The 24,680-nt window shown below is 62.6% G+C and carries 19 protein-coding genes, 1 pseudogene and 1 riboswitch; of the genes and pseudogenes, 17 read left to right on the top strand and 3 right to left on the bottom strand.

Annotation, left to right across the window (positions count from 1 at the left end; translation table 11 throughout):
- Positions 1 to 217, top strand: a 217-nt coding sequence (locus tag BMX29_RS19445; RefSeq protein WP_217644403.1) for a hypothetical protein, incomplete at its 5' end; no start/stop codon positions are given.
- A 61-nt stretch (positions 218 to 278) separates the two neighbouring features.
- Here the strand turns inward: BMX29_RS19445 and BMX29_RS17870 are convergent.
- Positions 279 to 785 (bottom strand): hypothetical protein, encoded by a 507-nt coding sequence (locus BMX29_RS17870; RefSeq protein WP_092815601.1) that lies wholly within the window; start codon positions 783 to 785, stop codon positions 279 to 281.
- A 110-nt stretch (positions 786 to 895) separates the two neighbouring features.
- On the opposite strand from BMX29_RS17870, the gene BMX29_RS19775 reads away from it, so the two are divergent.
- On the top strand, positions 896 to 1,066 hold the full coding sequence (locus BMX29_RS19775) for a ribbon-helix-helix protein, CopG family (RefSeq protein ID WP_084782747.1): 171 nt from the start codon (positions 896 to 898) through the stop codon (positions 1,064 to 1,066).
- 90 nt (positions 1,067 to 1,156) lie between these two features.
- Here the strand turns inward: BMX29_RS19775 and BMX29_RS17860 are convergent, their stop codons facing one another.
- Both BMX29_RS17860 and BMX29_RS17855 read right to left on the bottom strand, forming a co-directional pair.
- Positions 1,157 to 3,088, bottom strand: coding sequence for a hypothetical protein (locus BMX29_RS17860; protein ID WP_139197085.1), 1,932 nt, complete (start codon positions 3,086 to 3,088; stop codon positions 1,157 to 1,159).
- 156 nt (positions 3,089 to 3,244) lie between these two features.
- Positions 3,245 to 5,137 carry an ATP-dependent nuclease gene (locus tag BMX29_RS17855; protein ID WP_175471229.1) on the bottom strand — a complete coding sequence of 631 codons (1,893 nt, stop codon included), beginning with the start codon at positions 5,135 to 5,137 and terminating at the stop codon, positions 3,245 to 3,247.
- A 205-nt stretch (positions 5,138 to 5,342) separates the two neighbouring features.
- Here BMX29_RS17855 and BMX29_RS17850 point away from each other — a divergent pair, with 205 nt between their 5' ends.
- The 15 genes and pseudogenes from BMX29_RS17850 (at position 5,343) to BMX29_RS17780 (ending at position 24,670) form a co-directional block, all read left to right on the top strand.
- Positions 5,343 to 7,886 (top strand): tellurite resistance TerB family protein, encoded by a 2,544-nt coding sequence (locus BMX29_RS17850; protein ID WP_092815592.1) that lies wholly within the window; start codon positions 5,343 to 5,345, stop codon positions 7,884 to 7,886.
- Positions 7,864 to 9,171 (top strand): ATP-binding protein, encoded by a 1,308-nt coding sequence (locus tag BMX29_RS17845; RefSeq protein ID WP_092815589.1) that lies wholly within the window; start codon positions 7,864 to 7,866, stop codon positions 9,169 to 9,171. Before BMX29_RS17850 ends, BMX29_RS17845 begins: the two co-directional genes overlap by 23 nt.
- A 3-nt stretch (positions 9,172 to 9,174) precedes the next feature.
- Positions 9,175 to 11,346, top strand: a complete 2,172-nt coding sequence (locus tag BMX29_RS17840; RefSeq protein ID WP_092815586.1) for a DEAD/DEAH box helicase — start codon at positions 9,175 to 9,177, stop codon at positions 11,344 to 11,346.
- 134 nt (positions 11,347 to 11,480) lie between these two features.
- Positions 11,481 to 11,762, top strand: coding sequence for a hypothetical protein (locus tag BMX29_RS17835; RefSeq protein WP_139197083.1), 282 nt, complete (start codon positions 11,481 to 11,483; stop codon positions 11,760 to 11,762).
- Positions 11,763 to 12,313: 551 nt separating this feature from the next.
- The gene (locus BMX29_RS17830; RefSeq protein ID WP_092815580.1) at positions 12,314 to 13,534 is read left to right on the top strand and encodes an exonuclease SbcCD subunit D C-terminal domain-containing protein; all 1,221 of its coding nucleotides are present in this window, start codon (positions 12,314 to 12,316) and stop codon (positions 13,532 to 13,534) included.
- Position 13,535: 1 nt separating this feature from the next.
- Positions 13,536 to 17,267 carry an AAA family ATPase gene (locus tag BMX29_RS17825; RefSeq protein WP_092815577.1) on the top strand — a complete coding sequence of 1,244 codons (3,732 nt, stop codon included), beginning with the start codon at positions 13,536 to 13,538 and terminating at the stop codon, positions 17,265 to 17,267.
- Positions 17,268 to 17,418: 151 nt separating this feature from the next.
- Complete coding sequence (locus BMX29_RS17820; RefSeq protein ID WP_092815575.1) at positions 17,419 to 17,631, top strand: hypothetical protein; 213 nt, start codon at positions 17,419 to 17,421, stop codon at positions 17,629 to 17,631.
- Positions 17,632 to 17,633: 2 nt separating this feature from the next.
- The gene (locus tag BMX29_RS17815; protein ID WP_139197081.1) at positions 17,634 to 17,906 is read left to right on the top strand and encodes a hypothetical protein; all 273 of its coding nucleotides are present in this window, start codon (positions 17,634 to 17,636) and stop codon (positions 17,904 to 17,906) included.
- Between the two features lie 351 nt (positions 17,907 to 18,257).
- Positions 18,258 to 18,617 (top strand): plasmid mobilization protein, encoded by a 360-nt coding sequence (locus BMX29_RS17810; RefSeq protein WP_139197079.1) that lies wholly within the window; start codon positions 18,258 to 18,260, stop codon positions 18,615 to 18,617.
- Positions 18,618 to 19,793: 1,176 nt separating this feature from the next.
- Positions 19,794 to 20,150 carry a hypothetical protein gene (locus tag BMX29_RS17805; RefSeq protein ID WP_092815566.1) on the top strand — a complete coding sequence of 119 codons (357 nt, stop codon included), beginning with the start codon at positions 19,794 to 19,796 and terminating at the stop codon, positions 20,148 to 20,150.
- Positions 20,151 to 20,406: 256 nt separating this feature from the next.
- Entirely contained in the window at positions 20,407 to 20,964 is a 558-nt protein-coding gene (locus BMX29_RS17800) for a PepSY-associated TM helix domain-containing protein (RefSeq protein ID WP_092815564.1), read from the top strand.
- Between the two features lie 95 nt (positions 20,965 to 21,059).
- Positions 21,060 to 21,263, top strand: a riboswitch (cobalamin riboswitch).
- A 150-nt stretch (positions 21,264 to 21,413) separates the two neighbouring features.
- Positions 21,414 to 22,430 (top strand): ABC transporter substrate-binding protein, encoded by a 1,017-nt coding sequence (locus tag BMX29_RS17795; protein WP_092815561.1) that lies wholly within the window; start codon positions 21,414 to 21,416, stop codon positions 22,428 to 22,430.
- Positions 22,427 to 23,479: a FecCD family ABC transporter permease gene (locus BMX29_RS17790; protein WP_092815558.1), complete on the top strand. Its 1,053-nt coding sequence runs from the start codon at positions 22,427 to 22,429 to the stop codon at positions 23,477 to 23,479. Before BMX29_RS17795 ends, BMX29_RS17790 begins: the two co-directional genes overlap by 4 nt.
- Positions 23,476 to 24,248: pseudogene (locus BMX29_RS17785) on the top strand (ABC transporter ATP-binding protein). Before BMX29_RS17790 ends, BMX29_RS17785 begins: the two are co-directional and overlap by 4 nt.
- Positions 24,245 to 24,670 (top strand): pseudoazurin, encoded by a 426-nt coding sequence (locus tag BMX29_RS17780; RefSeq protein ID WP_092815555.1) that lies wholly within the window; start codon positions 24,245 to 24,247, stop codon positions 24,668 to 24,670. The pseudogene BMX29_RS17785 and the gene BMX29_RS17780 overlap by 4 nt, the downstream one beginning before the upstream one ends.
- The last annotated feature ends 10 nt before the right edge of the window (positions 24,671 to 24,680 follow it).

Below are 24,680 nucleotides of genomic sequence, written 5' to 3'. Positions count from 1 at the left end.
CGCTGCGGCGCTTGACGAGAACGGTGTCGCAGGTCCGGCAGCGGATCAGCAGCCGGCTGCGATCCGTGAGCCGGGAGAGGATGTCGAAGCCGGCGAGGGCGGCGGCCTCGTGCAGCGCGGCGGGCAGGAGCCCGGCGCGCAGAGTGACTTCAGAGTCATCAACGATGCAGGAGATGTGGGACGAAACTGCGAATGGGGAGCCTCCCGAAGCAGATAGAGATTGTGAGGGGCGGCCGCGAGCTGAGCTCGGGGCCTTTGGATGCGAACGGGAAAAGGGTTCAGCCGTGTGAGGGCGCGTCCGGATCAAAGTCCGGATCCGGATCCGGATCGAGGGCTACCTCGCTGTTCTCGATGATGACCCGAAGGAGCGAGGCGAGGTGCGACAGCTGCCGGGTCAGGACCAGGCTCACGGGATCCACCTGCGCGGCCGAACGGCAGGCCGCGTCCATCAGGGACACAGGCGCGGTGCGCAGGCGATCGTGATCGAGTCCGCGATCCTGGAGCACGTCGAGCACATGTTCTCCAGCGAGCACATGTGCGTCTCCTAAATGAGAGCGCACAAGGAAACGAAGCGTTGCGGTCTCGCAAGTAGCCCAAGCATCCGCGGCCTGATGCGCAAACTGGCTCAGCTCGATATCAAAAAATCGATCGCCGATGAGCGCCTCGGCGTCGATGGCCGCGTGCAAATAATCGATGATCGCGTCGAGCGCGTCAGCATTGCCGAAGAAGTTCTCGGAACAGGTTCCGGACGAAAGTGGGGTCGTGCTAAGGGCGTGCGCAGCCATGGAGATCTCCCAACAGATCAAAGTGGTCAGTGTCGGTGCGGGAGCTGCAACTCTTGCGCCGACACGCATTACATGTGATCTTGATATTGAAAAATCAAGAGGTCAATATCATGAAATCTAAAGGCCGACCGAAAGTCGATACATCGCCGGTCCTAGTGCGCGTAGATGCGGAGATGCTGCAGGCCATAGACGATGCAAGGCGGGTCGAGCAGGATGTGCCCACGAGACCCGAGATGATTCGGCGTATGATTGCGGAATGGCTCGAGAGGCGGGAAGGGTGATCGGCTAGGAATTATCTCTCCGCAGCTTTCCGGTTTCAATTTAGCCGATCGCACCAATGCAAACGGCGAAAAGCTCGACTTTGACAGGCCTTAGCCGTCCCTTGGCTTGATATCATTTACGCGAACCACGATCTCAACAGTTCCAAAACTCGCCAACGGGCGCGGTCGCCGTCCGTCTGCACCTTCAGCCTTGGCAACCAGCTCTGCAAACGGGTCACCCGTCCGCAAACCGAGCACCATATATGTGAGCCATTCCGCGAACGGGCGAGACGCCGGACCGACTAGGTCCGTTGGAAGTTGCGAGGCGCTCCCAGAGTTAAACCGCGCCAGATCCTCAACCAGCTGCGTTGGGACTATCGGAATGCCTCTGTCGAGCAGCCCCGGGCACTGGAACAAATAGAATGACGACCCGGTCTGCCGGAGCAGGTCCGACATCTGCCCGGGCTCCAGTCTGAAGGAACTTGCTAAACCTTTCTCCGGGCGGGTGGTGTCCTTACGCCGTAGTCGCTTCGCCTGCACGAGCGTGGCCCGCTTGCCGAGTGGACGACCTTCAAGATACGGATCGACGATCAAGCAAAGATCAGCGGAGAATGAGGGTGGCGCTAGGTCTCCTCTCGGGCTCACTCCAGGCTTCCCCTCCTCTGACTTGTCGACTGGCCGATAGTTCAGATCAATGCTTGTAACGCGGGATGAGCCGGTAGCCCTCGCCGTCGCCCGCAGGCTGTCTCCCAAGTCGCGAAGGCGGTAAGCGAGGTCGGAGAAGAAGCTGCGCAGTAGTCCTTCCTCGCCCTCCTCGCTGTGATCTTGATATTGCTGCGAGAACCTTTTTTCCTCACCGGCCACTGTTTGTTCAATGAGTAATTCGATGAGACGGTCGCCGATCCAGGTGTGCGAGTGTTCCGACGAAACTGGGTTGAGTCGGATGCTGAAAAGCCCGCCAGAGATCGTGCTGACACCCGGAGTCGGCCAGACTTCGTCACCATCAGATTTATCGAAAACCGCATGGCGCACCATGTCTGCCCGGTAGCCAACCTCTCGGTCTGGGTGGTCGATGAGCGCTCCGATGAATGTTGCATCATCTGCTTCCACAAATCGCGTCGCCGCGAAGAGCGCTAGATCGTGCTGCTGCGGCGGGCACCGGCTGAGCAGTGCCTCCAAAGCGGCCCGCCGCAGTTCGGGCTCAATACCGATGGCATTGCGCAAACGCTGGACGTAGACGGCGCGCACGTCGGGACCTGAGGATGAAAGAGCTCCGCCGAGATCGAGGATAAGCCGTGCGACCTCTCTGACCGAGGTGTCGGGCAGTATGTTCTCCCATGCCGCCCGCCGCATCGCTAGCGTGTCTTCATTATCGTATTGACGCCTGGCCGGAACAGTTGACTTGACCTCCAGGGCAAGTTCGACCTCATCGTATAGAATCGCGAAGAGCTTTACCCATGGCGTCCAACCGAGGCCGCGAGCCATAGCAGCTACAAGGACGGTCGGCACAAGGTCCTCTTTCAGGAACTCTACTGCAGGGAGTGCGCGCCTAGCCTGATTTTTATCCCGGATCACCAAGGCATTTACGTCGAATCTGTTAAGCCAGCCAGCTAACGGCGCCTTTTTTAGTAATGCCGCTTCAATGATTGCGTCGATCATGGCAGCGGACTTCGTCATCCCAGTAAAGACCTTGAGGATATCTCGATTAACCCCGAAATCGGATATCGCAATCAGTGCGATGTCGGCATCGAGTTCACCTGGGCGCGAAGAAAGGACGGCCTGGAGCCCGATCGATACACCTGCATCGTCACCACACCGTTGTAGGCAGTTCGCCGCTACCACAGCCAAAGTTGCGACTTCTGCCGACTCCAGCTGCGCCATCACCTCATCGGATTGCAGTTCTCGCGCTATTTCTTCCATATATTCTATATTGACGGAACATGGCCTCTCGATCTTAATCGCAGGCCGACCGTTGCAGTGGGTTGGCTCATAACGATTTAGAATGCCAAAAATATGAGGACAAATATCGAAGCTAGCGGTCATCGGACAACCTCTGGAACATAGTGCAACGACAATTTTATCTCATCACTAGTATGTAATTGACTCAGAAACCGGTCCCGCAGTCATGAGAACTTTTAGGCAGCGTGACACGTGAAGAGGCTTGCGGCTCGGACGATTAGGCGGTTACGTGGTTCGGCGCTAGATCAAGATACGTTCTACCAATTTTTGTAGGACGGGAAAGGTCTTTCCCTTATTCCACGCAGATGACATAGACGCCGCAATGAATAGCGGATGCTTTCTGGAATTCCGTAAATTACCGACGGCGTCACGGCCAGATTGTAGGCATGCCTCGATGTCCTCGCCAAACTCTGCTTCGAGTGTCCTCTCAATATTAAAACGCCAGCCCGTTACATTTGGCAGAAAAATATGTTCGGTTGGAAAGCCTCCGATTTTTTCATGCCCCGATAGCTCTAATATCGCGTCGTTATCCCTAATATGCTCATTATAGGGCTCCCTGAACTTGTCCGGATTGGCAGCGAATTTTTCCTCATACTCGGAGTCGCAGTCAAAGACAGCGTGATACGGAATTTTGAAGCTCTTCATTATTAGAATCATGAGCGCGAGCGAGCTTTTTCCCTCGCAAACAACGATGGTTGCTCCGGACTTCTGAAACTCTGACCTTTTTCCGGATAGCCGCATATAAGCCTCGATGCAGGCCAAATCAGATACGCCCTCAACGACGACTACGCGTTCAGCAAAGAATACCTCATTGAACTTAGGTTGGGTTTGTATTGCGAGCTTAGTGCGCGCTTGATCTTCGTTTTGCAGAGGTTTTTTGAATGCTGTATTGTAGTTGTCCAGGACTTCTGAGAATGAAGACGATGAAACGGTTGCTACGCCAGATGTATTTCTGAAAACCTTGATACCATCGAAATACTCAACATCGATAAAGTATGGGCTATGGGTGGTGAGAAGAACTTGAGAATCTCCAGCCGCCAATTCCATCAATATCTCTGCAAGGTGACGAGCTTGGGGCGGATGCTGATAAAGTTCTGGCTCTTCGCAGCCGAGGATGAGTGTTGGGCTTACTGCATTGTCAACGGCCATTAACTCTTGAAGGATTACAAGTAAAAATGATCGTTGCAGCCCATGCCCAAACTTATCAACTCGATCAACATATCCACGTTCGGACAGAAGCACCTGCGCGATTGGATCCTGCACAGAAACAGACTTCTCGTCCTTCTTCCAGTCCAATTTGAGGTCTGCCTCTGTCATTACGGCGGCTTGCAATCTCTCCGACAGTCGTGCTTGCAAGTCTCCCAAGTGAGACGTTTGGTCCGACAAAAGCTTTGAGTAGGCGTCTAATGCGTCTGTTCTGATGCGCTCAAGTTCAGCGTCGTAGTTCATCTGGCTTCTTATGGTGTGCTGAATGAGCTTTCCCAAGTGAGAGGTTTTGGCTTCCTCGGATTCGCTGGACGCGTCTTTGACTGCAGGGACGTAAACCCAGCACAAATGGCGCTGAAATTTATGAATACCTTTACTAATTCCAAAAAATTCGCCGCCGCTAGGAACCAGCTCTTTTTGATCCTCGGGCAGCTCTCCCTCATATTTAGCAAGCGCCGCAGAGCGATCTCCATCGTTTGTTGCCGCGTCGATTCCATCATACCTTTCTCGAAGATTCTTGAATACGATCCCCCTGTCTTTTGCCGTTGCGGCCTCAAAATACTCCCTAAATGGAGGAAAAATTAGTCTCTCCCCCCTAATAACTCTCTTAAAGCTACCGTCGTCGGCTTTACTAACTTCAGCATGCACAATAAGCTGATCTGCTCGTGCGTAGTGCTTGAATTCTTCTGCGGCTTCTTCACCTAGATCGCAGAATGTGACCGTGATCTTAATGGGTTTCTCAGTGTTTCTTGCGTGAAAGTCTTCGTCTGAAAAACTATTTATTTCTCCAAAAAACACATTCAATGCATGTAGTGTTGTGGACTTTCCGGCACCGTTTGGGCCGACAAACGAGTTATATTTAGAGAGATCTATGGTTTCGTCGACTATCGATCGAAAGTTTACGATTTTTACTGTCTTAATTTGCAAGGTTGCACCACGCGACGATAGAGAACTAGAGGTTAAGGGTCTTTGCGGTGCAGAAGGCACTAGTCAGGCATGATAATCAACCTGATCGTGTAACAGTGCTTCAACCGCACCGTTTGCAGGGCTAGTGTGCTCCACACGCATCAGCAGTTGCCCGAGCGGCCACGCGTCGTCAGAATAAGCCAATGGCCAAGCTCGGACATATTCAATGAAATATATACTCGCTGTTTTTCGCGTGGTTATCTCGTATTCGCTGCTATTCGTCGTAGCCATGATCGGGATCGTCGCAGCCGGTGACATATTGTCGCCTGGTGCGCAGATGGCGGTTGCCTTCATCGCTCCTGCTGTTGGAGTATGGTTCCTTGAGAGGCGTAGGAAGCTCAAACGCGCGTCTCGCACGAATAAGGTGCATACCGGTGCTCCGACGCCTCCGCCTCTGTCGGAAAAGCATGGTTTGAAGGGCGGAGCCAACGAGTATGCGCCGCCAGAGAGTTCGGCACCTTGGGGCGCTGTAAACAAAACCAATACCGATCCCACGGAGAGGCCATCTTCGAATCGCAGGTCGGAGTTCAGCCAAGATTACGCGGCAATCGCACGGCATTCACGCGAGATCGCCGCCAGGCGCGACCGTGGCCAACAGCGAGCCCCCGCGTCTGCATCGCGACGTCAGGGCTGGGTTCCGAAAGGGGAGACAGTCGAGGTTGGGGGGCGGCACCTAGACGGTATGATCTATGTTGGGACCCCGCCGGCGCTGAGCACCTACGGCTACGGTGAGAAGTCGCGCCCCTATATCGATCCTGCGTTGCCGGTTGCTCGAGCAGGAACCGACAAAGCCGGTCACGATATGCCCTACTGGCCGGGATACTCCGGGATTCCTCCACGCTGCCGGGCGACGTATCTCGATTGGCTGGCTTCGGGGCGCTCCGATACCTCCTACGATCCTGGATACATGTTCCTCTACTTCTACGGGCTAGAGCGTAGGTTTTTCATGGACGAGCCATCGCAGGACGAGCGGCAGGATCTCGTGAAAGAAGCGCGACGGCTGGCATGTTTATACCCGGGAAACCGTTCCGTTCAGCGATACCTGGGCGAATTCATCGAAATCGGCCAAGCCGGGGTGATCGAAGCCCACAAGATTGAACCAATTTTTGAGAACCAGACTTGGGAGCTGCCGTTCTCGCTGAAGCTGGCTCTCGGTGTCAGGATCCGGGAGGACGAGCCACTCGATGCCGACTGGGTTCTAAGCTGGCTGATGTGTGATCCAGAGAGCCGATTGCGAACCCCGGCGTCACGGTGCTTCGAGGAATTCAGAGAACTTTTCAGATTGAAGTTCATGGCCCTCCATCCAGAAGGGCTGAAAATTCGCAAGCCACGGGCAACCTTGAAGGCGACATACAGGGCTGCGTCCAGCGAGTTTACCGGAACGGTGACTGCCGAACTCGGAGGCAAACCCGTGCCAGACGTGTCTGGCTTGCGGCAACCTATACAGCAAGCTCAGAAGATCGCCGAGGCAGCGATGGAAGACCTCGACAAATATAGCCGATTCCTCGGTCGAAATCCCGATGGGCGTGGCACCATGGAAGGGCATGCGCTGCTGCCCTTGGAACTCTGGTCTTTGTTTCCCGCCGCCGAAATGGATGCCCTCAAGGCGTGGGCGGCGGAGATCGTTGCGGCCGGCGGTCTCGTTACGGCAGGCGATGTCGTCAAGCGGCTCGAGGGTGTCAGACCGGACAAGATCGGGAAGCGGCATTTGACTGGAGCTGCGGACGCGCTGGCGCGTCTTGGGTTCGGCCTGGCACCGGATCCACGCTTCGCCTTGCGTTCCCCCAAAGCCGAAGAGCCTGTGGTTCTCTTCCATCTCGGAGCGCCGGTGGAGAAGCTCGAGGATGTCTCGGCGGGCTACCGTTCCGCGCTCATGCAGCTCGCGCTGGCCTCCTTCGTGGCACACGCGGATGGACATATTGCTGAGGCAGAGCGAGTGGCGCTGGCGGAGCAGGCCCGAAGCGCCGAGGGCTTGAGCGAACAGGAAAAGCACCGGCTTCAGGCAAATGTAGACTGGTTCCTTGCCGTGCCGCCCGACATTGCTCTTCTCAGGCGAAAACTGAAGGAGTCCGCGGAGGAGGACCTCGCCGCTCTCAGGGCATCGATCGTCGCCGCGGCGCATGCAGACGGTGTGATCCAGTCTGAGGAGGTGGCCGGGATCGAAAAACTCTACAAGGCGCTCGGCATGGACCCCGGACTCGCTTATTCCGACTTGCATGCAGGCGTTGTTCCGGATGGGCCTAGGACTGTGCGCCCACCAAGGAGCGGGGCTCCCGGCGAGGCCATTCCGGACGAGCCGGTCACTGAGGCGCGGACGCTCGACAGCGCGCGTATCGCGGCAATCCGATCGGACACAGAACGTGTGTCCTCGGTGCTGGGTGAAATCTTCGCTGAGGACGAAGAGAGCGAGACCGTCGGTGGTCTCGCAACAGACCATCCGTTCGATGGACTCGATGAGAAACACGCCGAGCTGGTGCGCACGTTGGTGTCCCAGGCGCATTGGAGCGAAGAGGCGTTCCAGTCAGTCTGCAACACACATGGCGTAATGCCCGCTGGCGCACTCGAAGCGGTGAACGAGTGGTCGTTCGAGACCTATGATGAGCCGTTGCTGGATGAATTCGACGGATACGACGTCTCGCCGGATGTCTCGGCGGCGATCAACGAAAAACTCGGAGGGGTGACCAGGAATGTCCAGACTGAAACCGCGTGAACGCGATGCGATCGTGCAGGCACTACGAGCGGGTGTCGTGCCCAAGCTCGGATTGCGTCACATTCAGGTCGGACGGGTGCGTGAGATCGAGGAATTGGTCAAGGATATGGACCGGATCGCGGATGGCGGTTCGGCGATCCGGTTCGTGATTGGCGAATACGGATCCGGCAAGACGTTCTTCATGAACTTGATCCGGCTCGTCGCTCTGGAGAAAGGGCTTATCGTGATGTTTGCCGATCTTGCGCCAGATCGCCGTATTCACGCGACCGGCGGGCAGGCGCGCGGGCTTTACGCCGAAATGGCGCGCAACCTCTCGACGCGGACCAAGCCGGACGGTGGTGCGCTGGCGAGTGTCGTGGAGCGGTTCGTATCTCAGGCCCACCGGGATGCAGAAGCGCGCGACATCCCGACCGGCTCGGTCATCCGTGAACGTCTTGGCCATTTCGAAGAGCTGACCGGCGGTTTCGAGTTCGCAGAAGTGATCCGGCGCTACTGGGAAGGGCATGAGAACGGTGACGAGGATCTGAAATCGGCCGCGCTACGTTGGCTGCGCGGCGAGTTCTCGACACGCACTGATGCACGCAAGGCGCTCGGCGTTCGGACGATCATCGACGATGCCAGTGTCTACGATCACCTTAAGCTGATGTCGGCGTTTGTTTGCGAGGCAGGCTACAAGGGTTTGTTGGTCGGGCTTGACGAGATGGTCAATCTCTACAAGCTGACCTCGGCACAGGCTCGCAATGCGAACTACGAGCAGATCCTCCGTATTCTGAACGACGTTCTACAGGGGAGCGCGCAGAACCTTGGGTTCTTAATGGGCGGAACGCCCGAGTTCCTGATGAACACACGCCGCGGGCTTTACAGCTACGAGGCCTTGCAGTCTCGACTGGCGGAGAACACCTTCGCCCGCGACGGCCTCGTCGATCTTTCGGGGCCCGTCATCCGCCTCGCGAACCTGACACCCGAAGATTTGTTTGTATTGCTGGCAAATGTCCGTGCGGTCATGCAAAACGAGGGTAACGCGGTGTCCGACGCGGCGCTTGAAGCTTTCATGGCGCACTGTTCGGACCGTATCGGCGAGGCCTATTTTCGGACTCCGCGAAACACCGTAACGGCCTTCGTGAACCTGCTGTCGATACTGGAGCAGAACCCGGGCACCGAATGGAGCGACCTGATCGAAAGGATCGAGTTGTCCGAGGACGGCGGAGACGATCTTACTGACGTTGACGAGGATACTGGAGCGCGTCCGTCGGGTGACGACGATCTCGTCAGTTTCAAGCTCTGATCGGTGAGCGCTGCGTTCGACAAGCTCGCGCGTCCGGTCCAGAAATGGATCCGTTCGAAGGGCTGGCGCGAGTTGCGAGACATCCAGGCGCGGGCAACGCACGCGATCCTTGATGGCGATGGCGACGTGATTATCGCTGCCTCCACCGCCGGCGGGAAGACCGAGGCAGCGTTTCTGCCGCTGATCTCCGAAGTTCTCGACGGCCCGCGATCGCAGGGTCAGGGTTTTGATTTGCTCTACATCGGTCCGCTCAAGGCGCTTATCACAGACCAAGCCGCGCGGCTCGAGGACATCTGTCGGGACGCAATATTGCCGGTGGTGCCTTGGCATGGTGATGTGTCTCAGTCGGTAAAAGCTCGGGCTCTCAAAAACCCCGGTGGAACCCTGATGATTACTCCGGAATCTCTCGAGGCCCTGTTCGTTCGCCGTGGCCTTGAGATACGGCGACTCTTCCGGGGCCTGCGTGCGGTGGTGATCGACGAATTGCACAGCGTGCTTGATACTGAGCGGGGTGTGCAATTGCGGTCGCTCCTAGCGCGCATGGAGCTCTCAATCGGTCATCCGGTGCGGCGTGTCGGACTATCCGCCACGCTAGGGGATATGGGGCTCGCCAAAGCGTATCTCCGACCCGATAGCGCGAACGAGGTTACGCTGATCGAGGGGGATAGCGGCGAGTCCGAACTTCGTCTTCAAGTCAGGGGATACTTGTCTGGTGGCGAAGGGGACGATGCGCGGTCAGCAACGGACGCGGTCGCCGAACATCTCTTCGCAAACCTCCGCGGGACCGACAATCTGGTGTTCGCCGGGGCGCGTCAGTCGGTCGAAATCTATGCCGACCGATTGCGCGACCTCTGCGAGCGCGAGCACATGCCGCAGGAATTTTATCCGCATCATGCGAGCCTGTCCCGGGACCATCGTGATTTTGTGGAGCGTCGGCTGAAAGACCCCGGCAAGCCGACGACGGCGGTCTGCACGTCCACGCTCGAGCTTGGGATCGACATCGGTGATGTGACCTGCGTCGCCCAGATCGGCGCGCCGTTCAGTGTCGCTGCCCTTCGCCAGCGTTTGGGGCGATCCGGCCGACGCGAGGGGCAGCCTGCGATCCTGCGGCAGTATGCTGTCGAGACAGCGCTATCGTCAGATAGCAGCTTCGTGGATCGGCTTCGGCTGGGCCTCGTCCGGGCCATCGCCATGATTGAGCTGCTGCTGGAGGGGTGGTGCGAACCGCCAAAACCGCAAGCGCTCCATCTGTCCACGCTCGTCCATCAAATTCTCTCTGTGATTGCGGAGCGCGGAGGCGCTTCGGCAAGCCGCCTTTACGCCATACTTTGTCGGGAGGGGCCGTTTCGCGCCGTGAGCCAGGCACAGTTTCTCGACGTTCTGCGCTCAATTGGGGAAGCTGATACAGCCCTGATTGAACAAGCTGACGACGGGAGCCTTTTGCTCGGCCGTGTCGGCGAAAAGCTGGTCGAGCATTACGGTTTCTATGCTGTCTTCAAGACCCCTGAGGAGTTCCGCCTTATATGCGACGGGCGCGAACTCGGAACCATACCGATCGACAATATCCTGGCCCCCGGCATGCTGCTGATTTTCTCGGGGCGTCGGTGGGTCGTTGAGGAGATACACGACTGCGAGAAAGCGATCGTCGTCAAGCCGGCCAAGGCAGGAACCCCGCCCATGTTCGGCGGCGATCCTGGAGATATCCACGACAAAGTCATAGAGCGCATGTTCGATGTCTTCGAAGGCGAGCAGATGCCGAATTACCTCGATAAGACTGCCTCGGAATTCCTCGAAGAGGCGCGCCGGAACTTCCACCTGCTCGGCTTCGGTCAGGCGAGCATCGTTTCTACCGGACCGGACAACTCCATCCTCGCGATCCGGGTAGGTACCATCAAGGCGGTATCACTGGCGCTCGCCCTGAGAGGACTTGGGTTTGAGGTCGAACTGCACGATGGTTTTCTGACGGTGGAGCGCAAGGGGGACGCGCCCGAACTGTGTGAAGCGCTCAAGAGAATTTTAGATCAGGACGAGCCCGACCTCGCGGCGGGAGCGCCCAATCTCATGTTCGAGAAGTTTCACCACTACTTGAGCCGAGACCTCCTTGATCTTGATGCGAGATCTTGTCGTCTTGACCTAGCTGGGGTCGCGATGACGGCCGAGCGTTTGATGCGGTGACTTCCAGAATGCCTCGGAATGTATGCCTCCATCAGATTCCTGGAAGTTAGTAGCCCGATATCGCCAAGCCTGACAAAGCGCAGTAGAAAGTATATTATCCGGAACCGGTCACAATGAATTCGGAGGGGATGACCATGGGCGTGATCAGAGATCGCCTCAGGCAAACGCGCCCGGACGTCGAAGAGCAGCTGATCCTCAATGAAGACAAGCGCGAAATAGCGTTGGAAGCGCGGCGAGTGCGAAAGATCCGCCGGTTGACCGTCGAGCAGTTGGCTGAAGCGAGTGGCCTGAGCCTGGACGAGGTTTTGGCGATTGAAGCCCCTTCGGGAGAACTCCCGAGCCTTAGGTCGTTAAAAACCTATGCAGAGTTCTGCGGAGCGAAGATAAGGGTCCGCTTCGAGGCGAGCGAACGATAGGTGCATATAGGCGGCGATCCTCGGTCGGTCGGGCCGCTGCTTTGAGCAAGCCAAGAACAACAAGACATCGGTCGCTATGTGACACGCGCCCGCGAACCAGACGGGTTCGATGAGAGGTCGGGGCGGGAAAGATGATCATTCGCCCTACCGGACCGTGAGAGAAGTCGGTCTTCGTCTACCTTGGGCCGTCACGCTTCAACGAAGCAAAAGCAACCCGTGACACGAATGTCGAAATATATCAGTTGGTTACTTCTTGTCACGCGTCACGCCCGAATGAGTATTGCGTGCGTAGGTGCGTGCGTGCGCGTGGGTGCGCGCACGTGAATACATATTTCTCTATTCCGTGACACAGATAGATAGAAAGAGATATTCGTTCGAATATTCAGTGAGTTAATAGTGTCACACCGGGTGTCACAGGGCGTGACAAACTGGCCGATTTCCGTGACAAATCCCGTCACAACAAGCCTTTGGTGAAGGAACCCTCGGGTGCTCCGCCGTTTCGTTATCGGCCGTTCGGATCTGTAGTAAAAGATAACTCGGGATCAAGAAGCATGCGCATCCTTCACACGGCAGACTGGCATATCGGCCAGACACTGAACGGCTGGTCCCGGGACGAGGAGCACCGCGTGTGGCTCCACGAGCTCTGCGGCATCCTTACCCGTGAAGAGATCGACGTGCTGCTGGTCTCGGGCGATGTCTTCGACGGCATCAACCCCTCGGGCGACAGCCAGCGGCTGCTCTACTCGGCGTTGCGCCGGTTCAAGGATGCGCGCCCCACGCTGCGCACGGTCATCACCGGCGGCAACCATGATCCCGCCGGCCGCCTCGAGGCGCCGTCGGCCATTCTCGAAAGCCTCGATGTCCATGTCTTCGCCACGGTGCGCCGCGACGGCGAGGAGATCCTGGCCGACCGGCACATGGTCCCGCTGCCGGGCCCTGACGGCGCGCCGCGCGCTTGGGTCTGCGCCATCCCGTTCCTGCGCGCGCCGGACCTGCCCGGCCTCAGTTTCGCAGCCGGCGAGGGGCGCGGCTCGCCCATCGTCGAGGCGGCGCGCCGCTTTCACGCGATGATGGCGGCACGGGCCCGCGAGACCGCCGGCGACCTGCCTGTCATCGCCATGGGGCACCTGCACTGCCACGGCGCGACCGAGAGCGAGGGGGCCGAGCGGCGCATCCTCATCGGCGGCGAGCATGCGCTGCCCGAAGATGTTTTTCCCGAGGCGTTCGACTACGTCGCGCTCGGCCACCTGCATCGCCACCAGACGCTCGGCGGCCGGATCCGCTACTCGGGCTCGTGCTTTCCGCTCTCGGCGGCGGAGGCCGGCTACGACCACGGCGTGACCGTCCTCGAGATCGAGGGGAGCGTCATTTCACACACGCATGTGCCGATCGCGCGGCCCGCGGAGATGCTGCGCTTCCCGCAGCGCGGCACCATGACCTTCGCGGAGTTCAAGGCGGCTCTCGATGACCTGGACCTCGATCCCGATACGTCGAGCGGCCTGCAGCCCTTCGTCTACGTGAACCTGGAGGCGACCGGGCCCGCGGCGGTTCTTCTGGGTGAGGCCGAGAAATTGCTCGCCGCGGCGCCGGTGCGGCCCGCGGGGATCCGCGTGCAGCGCGACGCGGCAAACGAGGATGCGGCGCCCGAGCTGCAATCGCTCGGCGACACCAACCCCGAGGCGCTGTTCCGCCCGGCCTTCGAGAAGGTCAACGGCACGGCACCGGAAGACCGCCACATCGCCGCGTTCCGCGAAGCCTCGGTGGGAGAGTGACATGCAGATCCTGACCATCCGCGGCGCGAACCTCGCGAGCCTTGCCGACACGTTCGAGATCGACCTGACCGAAGAGCCGCTGCGCTCGGCGGGTCTCTTCGCGATCACCGGCAAGACCGGCGCCGGCAAGTCGACGATCCTCGATGCGCTGTGCCTGGCGCTCTACGGCAGCTGCCCACGGCTCTCGAGCCAGGGCGTGAACGACGACGTGCCCGACATCGCCGGGGAATTCATCAAGTCGAGCGATCCGCGCGCCATCCTGCGCCGTGGCGCCGCCCAGGGCTTCGCCGAGGTCGCCTTCCGGGCGCCCGACGGGATGACCTACCGCGCCAGCTGGACCGCGCGGCGCGCCCGCGGCAAGGCCGAGGGGCGGCTGCAGAACGTCGAGCGGGCCCTGACCCGGGTCGATGACGACACGCTCATCGAAAGCCAGATCAACGCCGTGCGCGATCGGGTGACGGAGATCACGGGCCTCGCCTACGAGGAATTCCGCCGCACCGTTCTGCTGGCGCAGGGCGATTTCGACGCCTTCCTGCGCGCGAATACCCCCGAGCGCGCCGCGCTCCTCGAGAAGGTGACCGGGACGGGCATCTACCGCGACATCTCACGGCGCATCTACGCGCGCCACGAGGAGGCGAAGGCCGCGCTCGCCACGCTCGAGACGAAGCGCTCGGCGACGAACGCGCTGGCCGACGAGGCCCGCCAGGCCATGCGCGAGGAAGCGGACACCCTCGGCAAGCAGATTGCGGCGACCCTCGCCGAGATCGCCGGCCTCGAGGCGAAGATCCAGGTCCACGTGGCCGTCACCGAAGCGCGGTCTCGTGTCGCGAAGGCGGAGGCCGCCGAGCGCGACGCACGTGCGGCCGTGGAGGCGGCGAAAGACGATCGCACTACGCTTGGGCGGATCGAGACCGCGCTTGGCCTCAAGAGCGAGCAGGGCCGGGCCCTGTCTGCCGACCGGGCGGTGAGCGATCTCGAGCGCGAGGAAAAGGCTGCGACAGACGAACAGACCCTGCTGGCCGAGGCCCTCGAGAAAGCCGTGGAGGCGCACCGGACGGCCGTCACCGGCGCCGAGGAGGCCGAGCGGGTCTTCAAGGCGTTCGGGCCGCAATGGACGGAAGCCACGAAGCTCGATGAGCTGATCGTCGCGGCCAAGGGCGAGGCCGAAACGGCCGGCCGGTCCCGCGCCGAGATGGCAACCCTCCAGGAGAGCGCCGCGAAATCTCTTTACGAGCTTCAGGGTCAGGACAAGACAGCCGCCGAGGCGATCGAACGCGCGCTTGAACAGATGAAGCGGGCGCCGGACGCGCACCTCCTCGCCGACCGATGGACCCAGATCCAGGCACTGCTCGATGAGCGCACCGAGGCACGGAAGACAGAAAGCGGTGCCCGGAAAAGAGCGATCGGGGCGCGCAAGGAGGCCGCGGACGCCGAAGAGCGCCGCGCGACACTGACCACCGCCGACGGTGCGGATCGCGCCAAGCTCGCCGAGCTGGAGGCCGCACGGCAGAAAGCGCAGTCCAGTCTCGACGAGATCTCGAAGGACGACCCCCAGGCCCGCATGGACCGGCTGACGAAGGGCGAACAGGGTCTGAAGGACATGACCCGGGCCGCCGGGGCGCACGACGAGGAGACCACCGGGAAGACGACCGCCGAGACACGCATCTCCGAGGAGACCGCAAAACAGGGCTCCGCGGCAGACGCACACGGCAAGGCCGAGAAAGAGATCGCCCGCGCGGATGCCGCGATCGCGGCGCTGCAGGCACCGGTCGACCGCGCCGAGGCGGCGGCGTCCGACATGGCGGCAGAGCTACGGCGGTCCCTTGAGCCGGAGGCGCCGTGCCCGGTCTGCGGATCGAAGACCCATCCCGTGGAGGCCGACGACGCCCTGAGCCGCATCGCGCGCGAGATGCGCCAGCAGCTCGAGGCCGAGCGCCGGGCCCTCGAGACGGCTCGTCGGGATCTTGATGCCGCGGCGCGGGCGCGCGATGCGGCCGCGCTGGCGATCAAGACGGCCACCGAGGTGCGGGACACTGCCGGGAAGGCCATCGGCGACGCGGAATGCGCGTTCGACGAGGCGCGGCACCAGACGCTAGAGAGCGGCCTGACCCAGCTTCCTGAGAGCCCGGCCGGCGCCAAGGAGGCGCTTGCCGCCCTGACCAGCAAGCTCGCCGCGCGGCGGACGGAGATCTCTGAGCTGATTGCCGAGCAGGCGCGTCTGCGCACGGCCCTCGAGGAGACCCGCAAGGCGGTCCAGACCCATACCGGGGCGATCGAGACCCGGGCTCCGAAGCACGAGGCGCAGGCCCGGATCGTCTCGGAGAAGACATCGGCGGCCTCGCTCGCAGACCAGGAGGCGGCCCATGCCGTGCGCCGGATCGCCGACATCGACCGCGAGATCTCGCCGGCGCTGGCCGCGGTCAACGTGACGCCCGAGAAGCTCGATGCGGATCCTGTCGGCGTGCGTGGCAAGCTGGATAGCGTCGTCCAGTGGTGGACCACGCAGATCTCTCGCCGGGACACGGCCGAGGCCACGCGTCGCGAGCTCGCGCCGAAGATCGCCTCGGCGAGCTCGGCGGTCACGTCGGCGCAGTCGAACCTCGATACCGCCATGCGCGCCGAGAAAGACCGCACGGACGCGCTGGACAAGCTGCAGGCCAAGCGGGCGGAGATGCTCGGCGGCGAGGACACCGAGACGCACCGGACCCGGCACAACGAGGCTCGCCTGAAGGCGTCCGAGGAAAAGGAGCGCCTTGCGACGGCCCTGTCCGAGGCCCGCAGCCTGAAATCCGGCGCCGACGCTCGCCTCAAGGCGGCGAGCGATGCGCTGGTGCCGGCCCGGACAGAGCAAACGGAGGCCAAGGCCGATCTCGATGCCAAGCTCGAAAAGGCCGGGCTCGGCCGTGAAGAACTGGCCGTCCTGCTCGGCAAGGGCGCGGCGGAGGTCACGCGCCTCCGCGACAAGCTCAAGTCGATCGACGAGACGATGACCGGCGCGGTCTCCACGCTGGCCGCCCGCCAGGGCGACCTGAAGGAGCGCCTCGACAAGGGTCTGCCCGAAGAGGCCGAGCCTGACCTGCGTGCCGCCAAGGCGACGCGCGAGGAGGCCCGCGACGAGATGCGCGAGCGGACCGGCGCGATCGCGCAGGCGCTCAAGGCCGACGACGCGCTGCGCGAGCACCTCAAGGGTCTCGACGCCGAGATCCGGGCGGCAAAGGAGACCTGCGACACCTGGCGCGCGGTCAACGAGGCCGTGGGCTCGAAACAGGGCGGGAAGTTCGCACAGATCGCCCAGGCCGTGACGCTCTCGCTGCTCGTGGAGCGCGCCAACCTGCACCTCGCGGATCTCAAGCCGCGCTACCGGCTCATGCAGGGTGGCGAGGACCTGGCGCTGCACATCGTCGATGGCGACATGGGCGACGAGGTCCGCTCCACGCGCTCCCTGTCGGGCGGCGAGCGCTTCCTCGTCTCGCTCTCGCTGGCGCTGGCCCTGTCGCAGATGGGCGGGCAGGGCGGCCTGGCCGCGACGCTCTTCATCGACGAGGGGTTCGGGTCACTCGATGCGGAAGACCTCGACATCGCCATGGACGCCCTCGAGACGCTCCAGGCGCAGGGCCGCACGATCGGCGTGATTTCCCACGTGGAAGCGATGAAGGACCGTATCCCGGTCCAGGTGCGCGTCACGCGCCGCGGCGCCGGCGCCAGCACGATCGAACTGGCGGGGGCGGCCTGATGGATATCGGTGTCGATGCAACGCGCGGAACATCAATTGTCGATGCTCGGATCGGTCTTTGACACGGACATGTGGATAACCTCGCCGCCGCCCTTAAGTGCCAAATCTGGGCGCGTATCTCGTCACTGGTAGACAACGGAGACGACGAGACATGCCCAAGACGCCGACCAAGACCGACACCGAAGGTCGCACGGCGATCCTTGCCTCCCGCAAGAAGCACGGTGAGTGGCCCAGGAACAAGCAGATCCGCGAGGTCCTTGATGGGCCTGTCGGCAACGATCGCCTCGCCCGCATCTTGCGGTCGCTCAAGATCGACGTTGAGCAGCGGCCGCTAGCGCAACGAAACAAACGCTTGAGGCCGTGATCGTGGCTGCGATCCATGCCGAGCTTGATGCCACCGATGAGCCGCTGCTCGCCCTGCAGGACATCCGCCGCCGGGTGATCGAGGCGCTCGAGACGGCAGAGCGCGAGTGCCTTGAGGGTGAAGTCGAACGGAGGCGCGCGTTGCAGGAGGCATTGCAGTCTGTGTTCGGCATTCTTGGCAGCATGAGCGAGCAGATTGATGCCGCCAAGGTTTGCGCGAAGGGGGCTCGCCCTGCGGTCCGCCCGAATGTTGCGGGCGCGCGGTCCGACGTCTGAGCCGAATGAGGGGCCACCAGGCAAGTCCTGTGGTCCCGCTGACCCATCAACTTCCCGCGAAATACTTTATGGCGTGCCGCCATGCGTTGCGCCGGATCGCATGATTATCGAGTGATCCGTCAATGACCGACACCATGGCTGGGCGGACCATTCGGCGTCTTTAAGAGCTTGGCGAAAATGAAGAATCCGCTCCACCGCTCTTCGTTCGGGAGCACGGCAGCGGAAATCGCCTCACCGCGTAAAGCTCGCCGGCGAGGTCATCCTTTCTCGATAATCCGAGGAGCGGTGATTGGTGGTCCGTCGCTCTGGAGCGAGGCCCCTCGGGCGGACCCGTAGGACAGGAGCTGGAGCATGGGACATCGTCGAAATCGTGAGAGCGCAACGAAGCCGCGCAGGATTCACGCGACCGAAATGGAATGGCAAATCGTGCGCGAAAGGGCCGAGGCGGCCAAGCTCTCAATGTCGGCGTATCTCGTCGAGGCGGCGCTTGCGCGCCCTGAACACACTTCACGCCATCTCGACGCCGATACGATCCGTCTCTTGACTGGATACTACCAAACTTTGACGGAAATCTCGGACAGCATCGCAGGGCGCGACGCCGCACTCGACCACCTCCAACTTGCGGATGCTCTCGACCGGGTCGCCGCGTGGCTCGAAGACATCGCTGCGGCCGTCGCGGATGGCGGTGCAGGACGGAGTGGTGGTCGATGATCCTTACGTGGTCAAAATATCAGAGCGGACCTGCCTCTTGCGCGATCGGTTACTTCTTGGACGTGCGCGTTCGGAAACAGATTAATGGTCGATCGGTGATCGCTGTGCGGGATCCCGCGCCGGAAATTCTGCTCGGCTCTCCATCTCTAGTCGGTGCTTATATCGACGCTCTGCCGTTCCGAGCGCGCTATCGGTCCTGCGTGTTGAGTTTCTCGGCTGACGAGTTCGATGTCCGGAGATTCAATGAAGGGGGTTTCGCGTCACGAAGCGCTGTTTCCGGTGCCCTGCGACTGCTGGTCGAGATGGCCTATGCCGGCGTGCCGGGCGCCGCACGACCGCCGGTCCTCGCATCGACGCACACGCATCTTGGACGTCTCGAGCTCAACGTGCTCCTTCCTCGTGCAGTCGGACTTCCCGGGGATCAGCTCAGAAGCATCAATCCTCATCCGCCCGGACGCGCGAGCCGGGACGACTGGGATGCCTACACCGATGTCGTCAACGCGACTTACGGCTGGGCGGACCCGCGCTGCCCGATGCGGCGGCGACATATTACGCCACCCAGTTGGATGGCCAAAGCGGCCGCCGAGTTGATGCGGCGGGCCGAGCGTGGCGAGAGGGTCGGTGTGGATCAGAGCGACCCGCGCTACCGGGCCTGGTCGCTCTGCCGCCAAGCGACCGCGGCGGGTCTCCCCACTCGCTACGACATCGTCGCGCGCGTCAACGCGGGTCTCGGACCCTACGGCTGGGCGGTCACGAGCCAGTCGCGCACCGACATCACATGCGGGCCGATCGACGGGCGGGGACCTCGAGTCACCTTCCGTGGCGTTGCGCTCGGCGACGGTGCGGAGAATGCGATCGATCCCTTCGATGCCATGGTGGCACGTCAGGAAGAGATCGCCGCGGCTCCGGCCAAGCTCGCCGAAGCGCATAGACGCCGGGCGGAGTTCAATCGCCACCTAGGGAGCGGGACTTTGCCAGTCTTTGTTCGATCGGATCCTGCAGAGCTACTCGACGGCCGGACGCCGCTGCTGACGTCTGGCGGCGCGCGGCGTTCTCTGGTCGGTCGCCTGATCAACCGGCTTGTGACGACGCTATCCGACCTCCTTTTGGCCCGGGCGTTCACCGCGCTCGGGTCGGAATCCCTGACAAACCTCGCACTCGAACTGGAGAATACCTGTGACGACCTCATCCGACGCAAATCACGTCAACCATCGCATCGAACGCCTGATCGAGCTTCTCGAAACGCTCCTCGAACGCCGGACCGACGGATCCCTGGCGGACCGCCTGGACGACATCATCGAGCAGCTCTCACGCGTCGAGCGCGCGATGAGCAGCGCGACCCGCTTGATGGGAGAGGCGGCACCGAGGTTGGCAGGGGCGGCGACGCTGGACGACTTGGAGACCGTGGAACGACGCATGACGGAAGCGCTCGCCCGGCACGCGGCGTCCCAGGCAGAGATGGCTTCGAGGATCGACCACATAATCGAGATGCTCGGCCTGCCGCCAGCTCGCGAGCGGACTGGCTCGCAGTGACGCTAGGCCTCGTGCGAGAAATTTGCGGAGGACCGCGACGCGTCTTTTTTCGGCGTGGCCGGGAAGCGGTGGAATACCTCGTTGTCGAAGACGGTGCGGAGGAGGTCGTCTTTAAGTTTTCGTCCGGCGAGCCCGATCCGGCTTGGCAGCGGCTGACCCGTGAACAACTTGCGGGGAACTCGGGCGCTCTACAGGACGCCGACGCTAAGAACCACGGCTGGGAGGGCCCCGAGATGTAAGGACACGACTGTATCACATGCTTGCGGCGCGCCGCCACTCGGGCGCGTCCGGAGGAGTGCCAGCGCAGATCGACACCGTGGTCACGACCGTCGAGGCCGCGGGCATCCATCCGGGCTACGCGCTCACCATGCCGTCCGGGCCGGAGGGCGTGTTCACCGCCTCGGTCTACCCGGACGACATCAGCCAGGAGCGGGTGATCCACCTCGACCAGTACAGCGGCGCGATCCTCTTCGACATGGGGCTCGCCGATCTTGGCGCGCTCGGCCGGGCGGCGGAATGGGGCGTCAGCATCCACAAGGGGCAGGCCTTCGGCGTGGCGAACCAGGTGGTGCTGGCGCTCGCCTGCGCGGCGATGGTGCTGATGGCGGTGTCGGCCGTGGTGATGTGGTGGAAGCGCCGCCCGGCCGGCGGCCTCGGCGCTCCGACGGTTCCGGAGGACTGGCGAATCCCGCGCGGCATCCTCGTTATCGCAGTCGCCGCGGGCATCTTCTTCCCGCTCGTCGGGCTATCGCTGGTCGTCGTCGCTTGCATCGAACTGGCACTGTTCGGCCTGCGCCGGATGCGTGCTGCCTGAGCCTCTCTGGCGGGCAGCAACCACGTGGCCCGCCGTAATTCTGCGCAATCGGCCTCCCCGGACCGGAACGGCCGCTTTACGGGCAGGGGGCATTCGTGCCCTCTGCCCAGGTCGGTTCTCCGAGAGGAGATGAAAAGGGAATCCGCCGCCTCCCGCGCCCTGCGGGATGCGAAACGGAACTGCCCCCGCAACTGTAGGCGGCGAGCCTCGGTCCGAACATGCCACTGGGCCCGTGCCCGGGAAGGCCGGATCGGCGACGACCCGCCAGTCAGGAGACCTGCCGGCGTCAGACCGTAACACCGGGCGGGGTTGCCCGGGGGAAGGATGCCGATGACCGTTCCAGACCGCACGCCGGATCCGCGTTCCGTGGACAGCCGCCCTCTGCCGTTCGGCGCATTCAGATCGCCTCACAGCCCGAACGCCCGGATTCCAGCAATCCGGAGACAGTCATGTTCACTCGCTTCGCCGCGCCTGCGGCGCTGATCGCTTTCGCGGGCCTTCCCGCCCACGCACAATCCACCGATTACCCGCTCGAGATCGAGAACTGCGGCCAGACCGTCGGCTTCGACGCGGCGCCCGACAGCGCCGTCACGGTCGGTCAGTCGGCGACCGAGATCCTTTACGCGCTCGGACTTGCCGAGAGGGTCGCGGGCACGTCGGTCTGGTTCAATCCGGTGCTGCCGCAGTTCGAGGAGGTCAACGCGGACATCGAGCGCCTCGCCGACAACGACCCGAGCTTCGAGAGCGTTGCGAACAAGGCGCCGGGCCTCGTCGCAGTTCAGTACGAATGGCATGTCGGCCCAAACGGCATCGTCGGCACGCGTGACCAGTTCCACGATCTCGGCATTCCGACCTACGTCCTGCCCGCCGATTGCGACACCAAGGACAACACGACCGGTGGCGACGGCACCCGGACCTCGGCGTTCGCAACTGGGTCGATCTACAAGGGCATCCGCGAGCTGGCGGAGATCTTCGATGTTCAGAGCGCCGGCGAGAACCTGGTCAGCCAGTTGCAGGGCCGCGAGGCGGAGGCCATCGCGCAGGCCGAGGCGCTCGAACTACCAGAGGGAATTTCGGCGGCATTCTGGTTCTCCTCGGCCGACCTCGAGATCGACCCCTACATGGCCGGGCAGAAGGGCGCGCCGGGCTACATGATGTCGAAGCTCGGGATCCAGAATGTCGTCGACTCGGACGAGGAATGGCCGACCGTGGGCTGGGAGACCATCGCTCGAGCCGACCCGACGGTGCTGGTCATCGCCAAGATGGACCGCCGCCGCTTTCCCGCGGACGACATTGAGAAGAAACTGGAGTTCCTTCGCAATGACCCGGTGGCGAGCCAGATGACGGCGGTGCGCGAGGGCCGGATCGTGGTGATGGACGCCCATGCGATGAGCGCGACCATGCGCACTATCTTTGGACTCGAGACCCTGGCCGAGGCGCTCGTCGGCTTCGATCTGGGCGCATGATGCAGGCCGAGGCATGGCCGGCGGCGCGGCAGCGCCTCCACTGGGGGTGGATCGCGCCCCCGGTGCTGTTCGCTGCGCTCGTCGCAGGCGCGGCGATCGGCGAGACGCGCATCCCGGTCGCGACCGTTCTGCAGGTGCTGGGCAACAAGCTCTTCGGCACCGAATATACCGTCGGCCGCATCGATGCGGGCATCGTCTGGGATTACCGGGTCAGCCGCGCGGTGGTGGCGGCGTGCTGCGGAGCGGGACTCGCGCTCTCCGGGGTGGTGCTGCAGGCGCTTTTGCGCAACGCGCTGGCGGACCCCTACCTGCTCGGGATCTCTGCCGGTGCCTCCACCGGCGCGGTCGTGGTGACGGTCGCAGGCGTCGGGGCCGGCGTCGTGTCGCTCTCAGCCGGCGCCTTTGCCGGGGCGGCGCTGGCTTTCCTTCTCGTCGCCGCGCTGGCACGGGCGGCGGGGGGCGGCGCCAGCGTTCAGGCTGCGGGCGTAATCGTGCTGGCAGGCATCGCCGGGTCGCAGCTCTTCAACGCGCTCACCGCCTTCATAATCGCTAAGTCCGCCAATGCCGAGCAGGCGCGCGTAATCATGTTCTGGCTGATGGGCAACCTCTCCGGGGTCCGATGGGAGGACGTCTGGCTCGCCGTCCCGGCGGCGCTGTTGGGGCTGGGCGCCTGTCTCTGGCACGTCCGCGCACTCGACGCGTTCACCTTCGGCGCCGACAGCGCCGCGTCGCTCGGAATCGCAGTGCGCCGGGTGCAGGTGCTGTTGATCGGACTGGCGGCGCTGGTGACCGCAGCGATGGTCTCGATGGTAGGCTCCATCGGCTTCGTCGGGTTGGTCATCCCGCACGCGATGCGCTTCGTGGTCGGCGTCCGGCATGCGCGCCTGGTGCCGGCCTCGGCGCTTGCGGGGGCGGTCTTCCTGATCGCATCCGACATCCTGTCGCGCGTCCTGGTGCCCGGGCAGGTGCTGCGCATCGGGGTCATCACCGAGCTTGTCGGCGCGCCGGCCTTCGCGCTGACTCTCGTCCGCGGGAGGGCGGCGCGATGATGCTGAGTTGCGAAAGTCTGGGGTGGTCCGTGCGCGGCCGTCCGATCGTCGAGGGCGTGTCGCTGAGGGTGGAGGAGGGCGAGACCCTGGGGCTTATCGGCCCGAACGGCTCGGGCAAGTCGACGCTGCTGAAGATGCTCGCCGGCATCCGGCCGCCGACCGCGGGTCGCGTCGTCCTCGGAGCGCATGGGCTCGAGACGGTGTCGCAGCGACAGATCGCGCCGGTCATCGCGCTGGTGGAACAGCAGGCCGATACCGGCGACCGCATCAGCGTGCGTGACGCGATCGAGCTCGGCCGGACGCCGTGGCTCTCGGTTCTGCGGCCGTGGTCGGAGGCGGACTCGCAGATCGTCGCAGATGCGCTCGCGGCCGTCGGGATGACCGGGTTCGCCGACCGGCCCTGGCATACGCTGTCCGGCGGCGAGCGTCGCGTGCTCACATCGTGCGCGCGCTCGCGCAGGAGCCGCGAATCCTGCTGCTGGACGAGCCGACCAACCACCTCGACATCCACCACCAGCTGTCGATCCTCGCGCTTGTGCGCGGGCTGCCGACGACGACCGTTGTGGCACTGCACGATCTCAACCAGGCCATGGAGTGCGACCGGCTCGCGCTGATGCACCGGGGCCGACTGATCGCGCTCGGCTCGCCGGCCGAGGTGCTGACGCCGGACCGGCTGCGCGACGCTTTCGCAGTTTCTGCGCGCGTGTTGACCGATCCAGAGGACGGAGTGCAATTCCTGAGATTCCAAAGAACGGAGCAACCGGCATGACGGTTCGCACAGCCATGATCGCCCTCGCGCTTTCGTCTGCCCCGGCGATGGCCGAGATACACACGGTCGAGATGCGCACGCGCGGCACCGCCGGCGCGATGGTGTACGTACCCTCGCGGTTCTCCATCGCCCCCGGCGACAGTGTGCGCTTCGTGGCAACCGATCCCGGCCACAACGCCGCGACGATCGACGGGATGATCCCCGACGGCGCCGCGCCCTTCACCGGCAACATCGACCAAGAGATCGAGGTGACGCTCGACGCCGAGGGCGTCTACGGCATCAAGTGCTCGCCGCATTTCGGCATGGGCATGGTCATGCTGATCGAGGTGGGCGACGCCGAGGCATCGACGGCCGACCTGCCGCGGGACCTGCCGGCCCGGGCGCGGGCCCGTTTCGAGGATTGGATCACCGGGCCGGAGTGACCGCCCGGGT

The sequence above is a fragment of the Roseivivax marinus genome, assembly GCF_900109705.1.
Taxonomy (GTDB): Bacteria; Pseudomonadota; Alphaproteobacteria; order Rhodobacterales; family Rhodobacteraceae; genus Roseivivax; species Roseivivax marinus.
The sequence above is the reverse complement of the archived record's forward strand: the minus strand, read 5'-3'. Positions and strand labels throughout refer to the sequence as shown.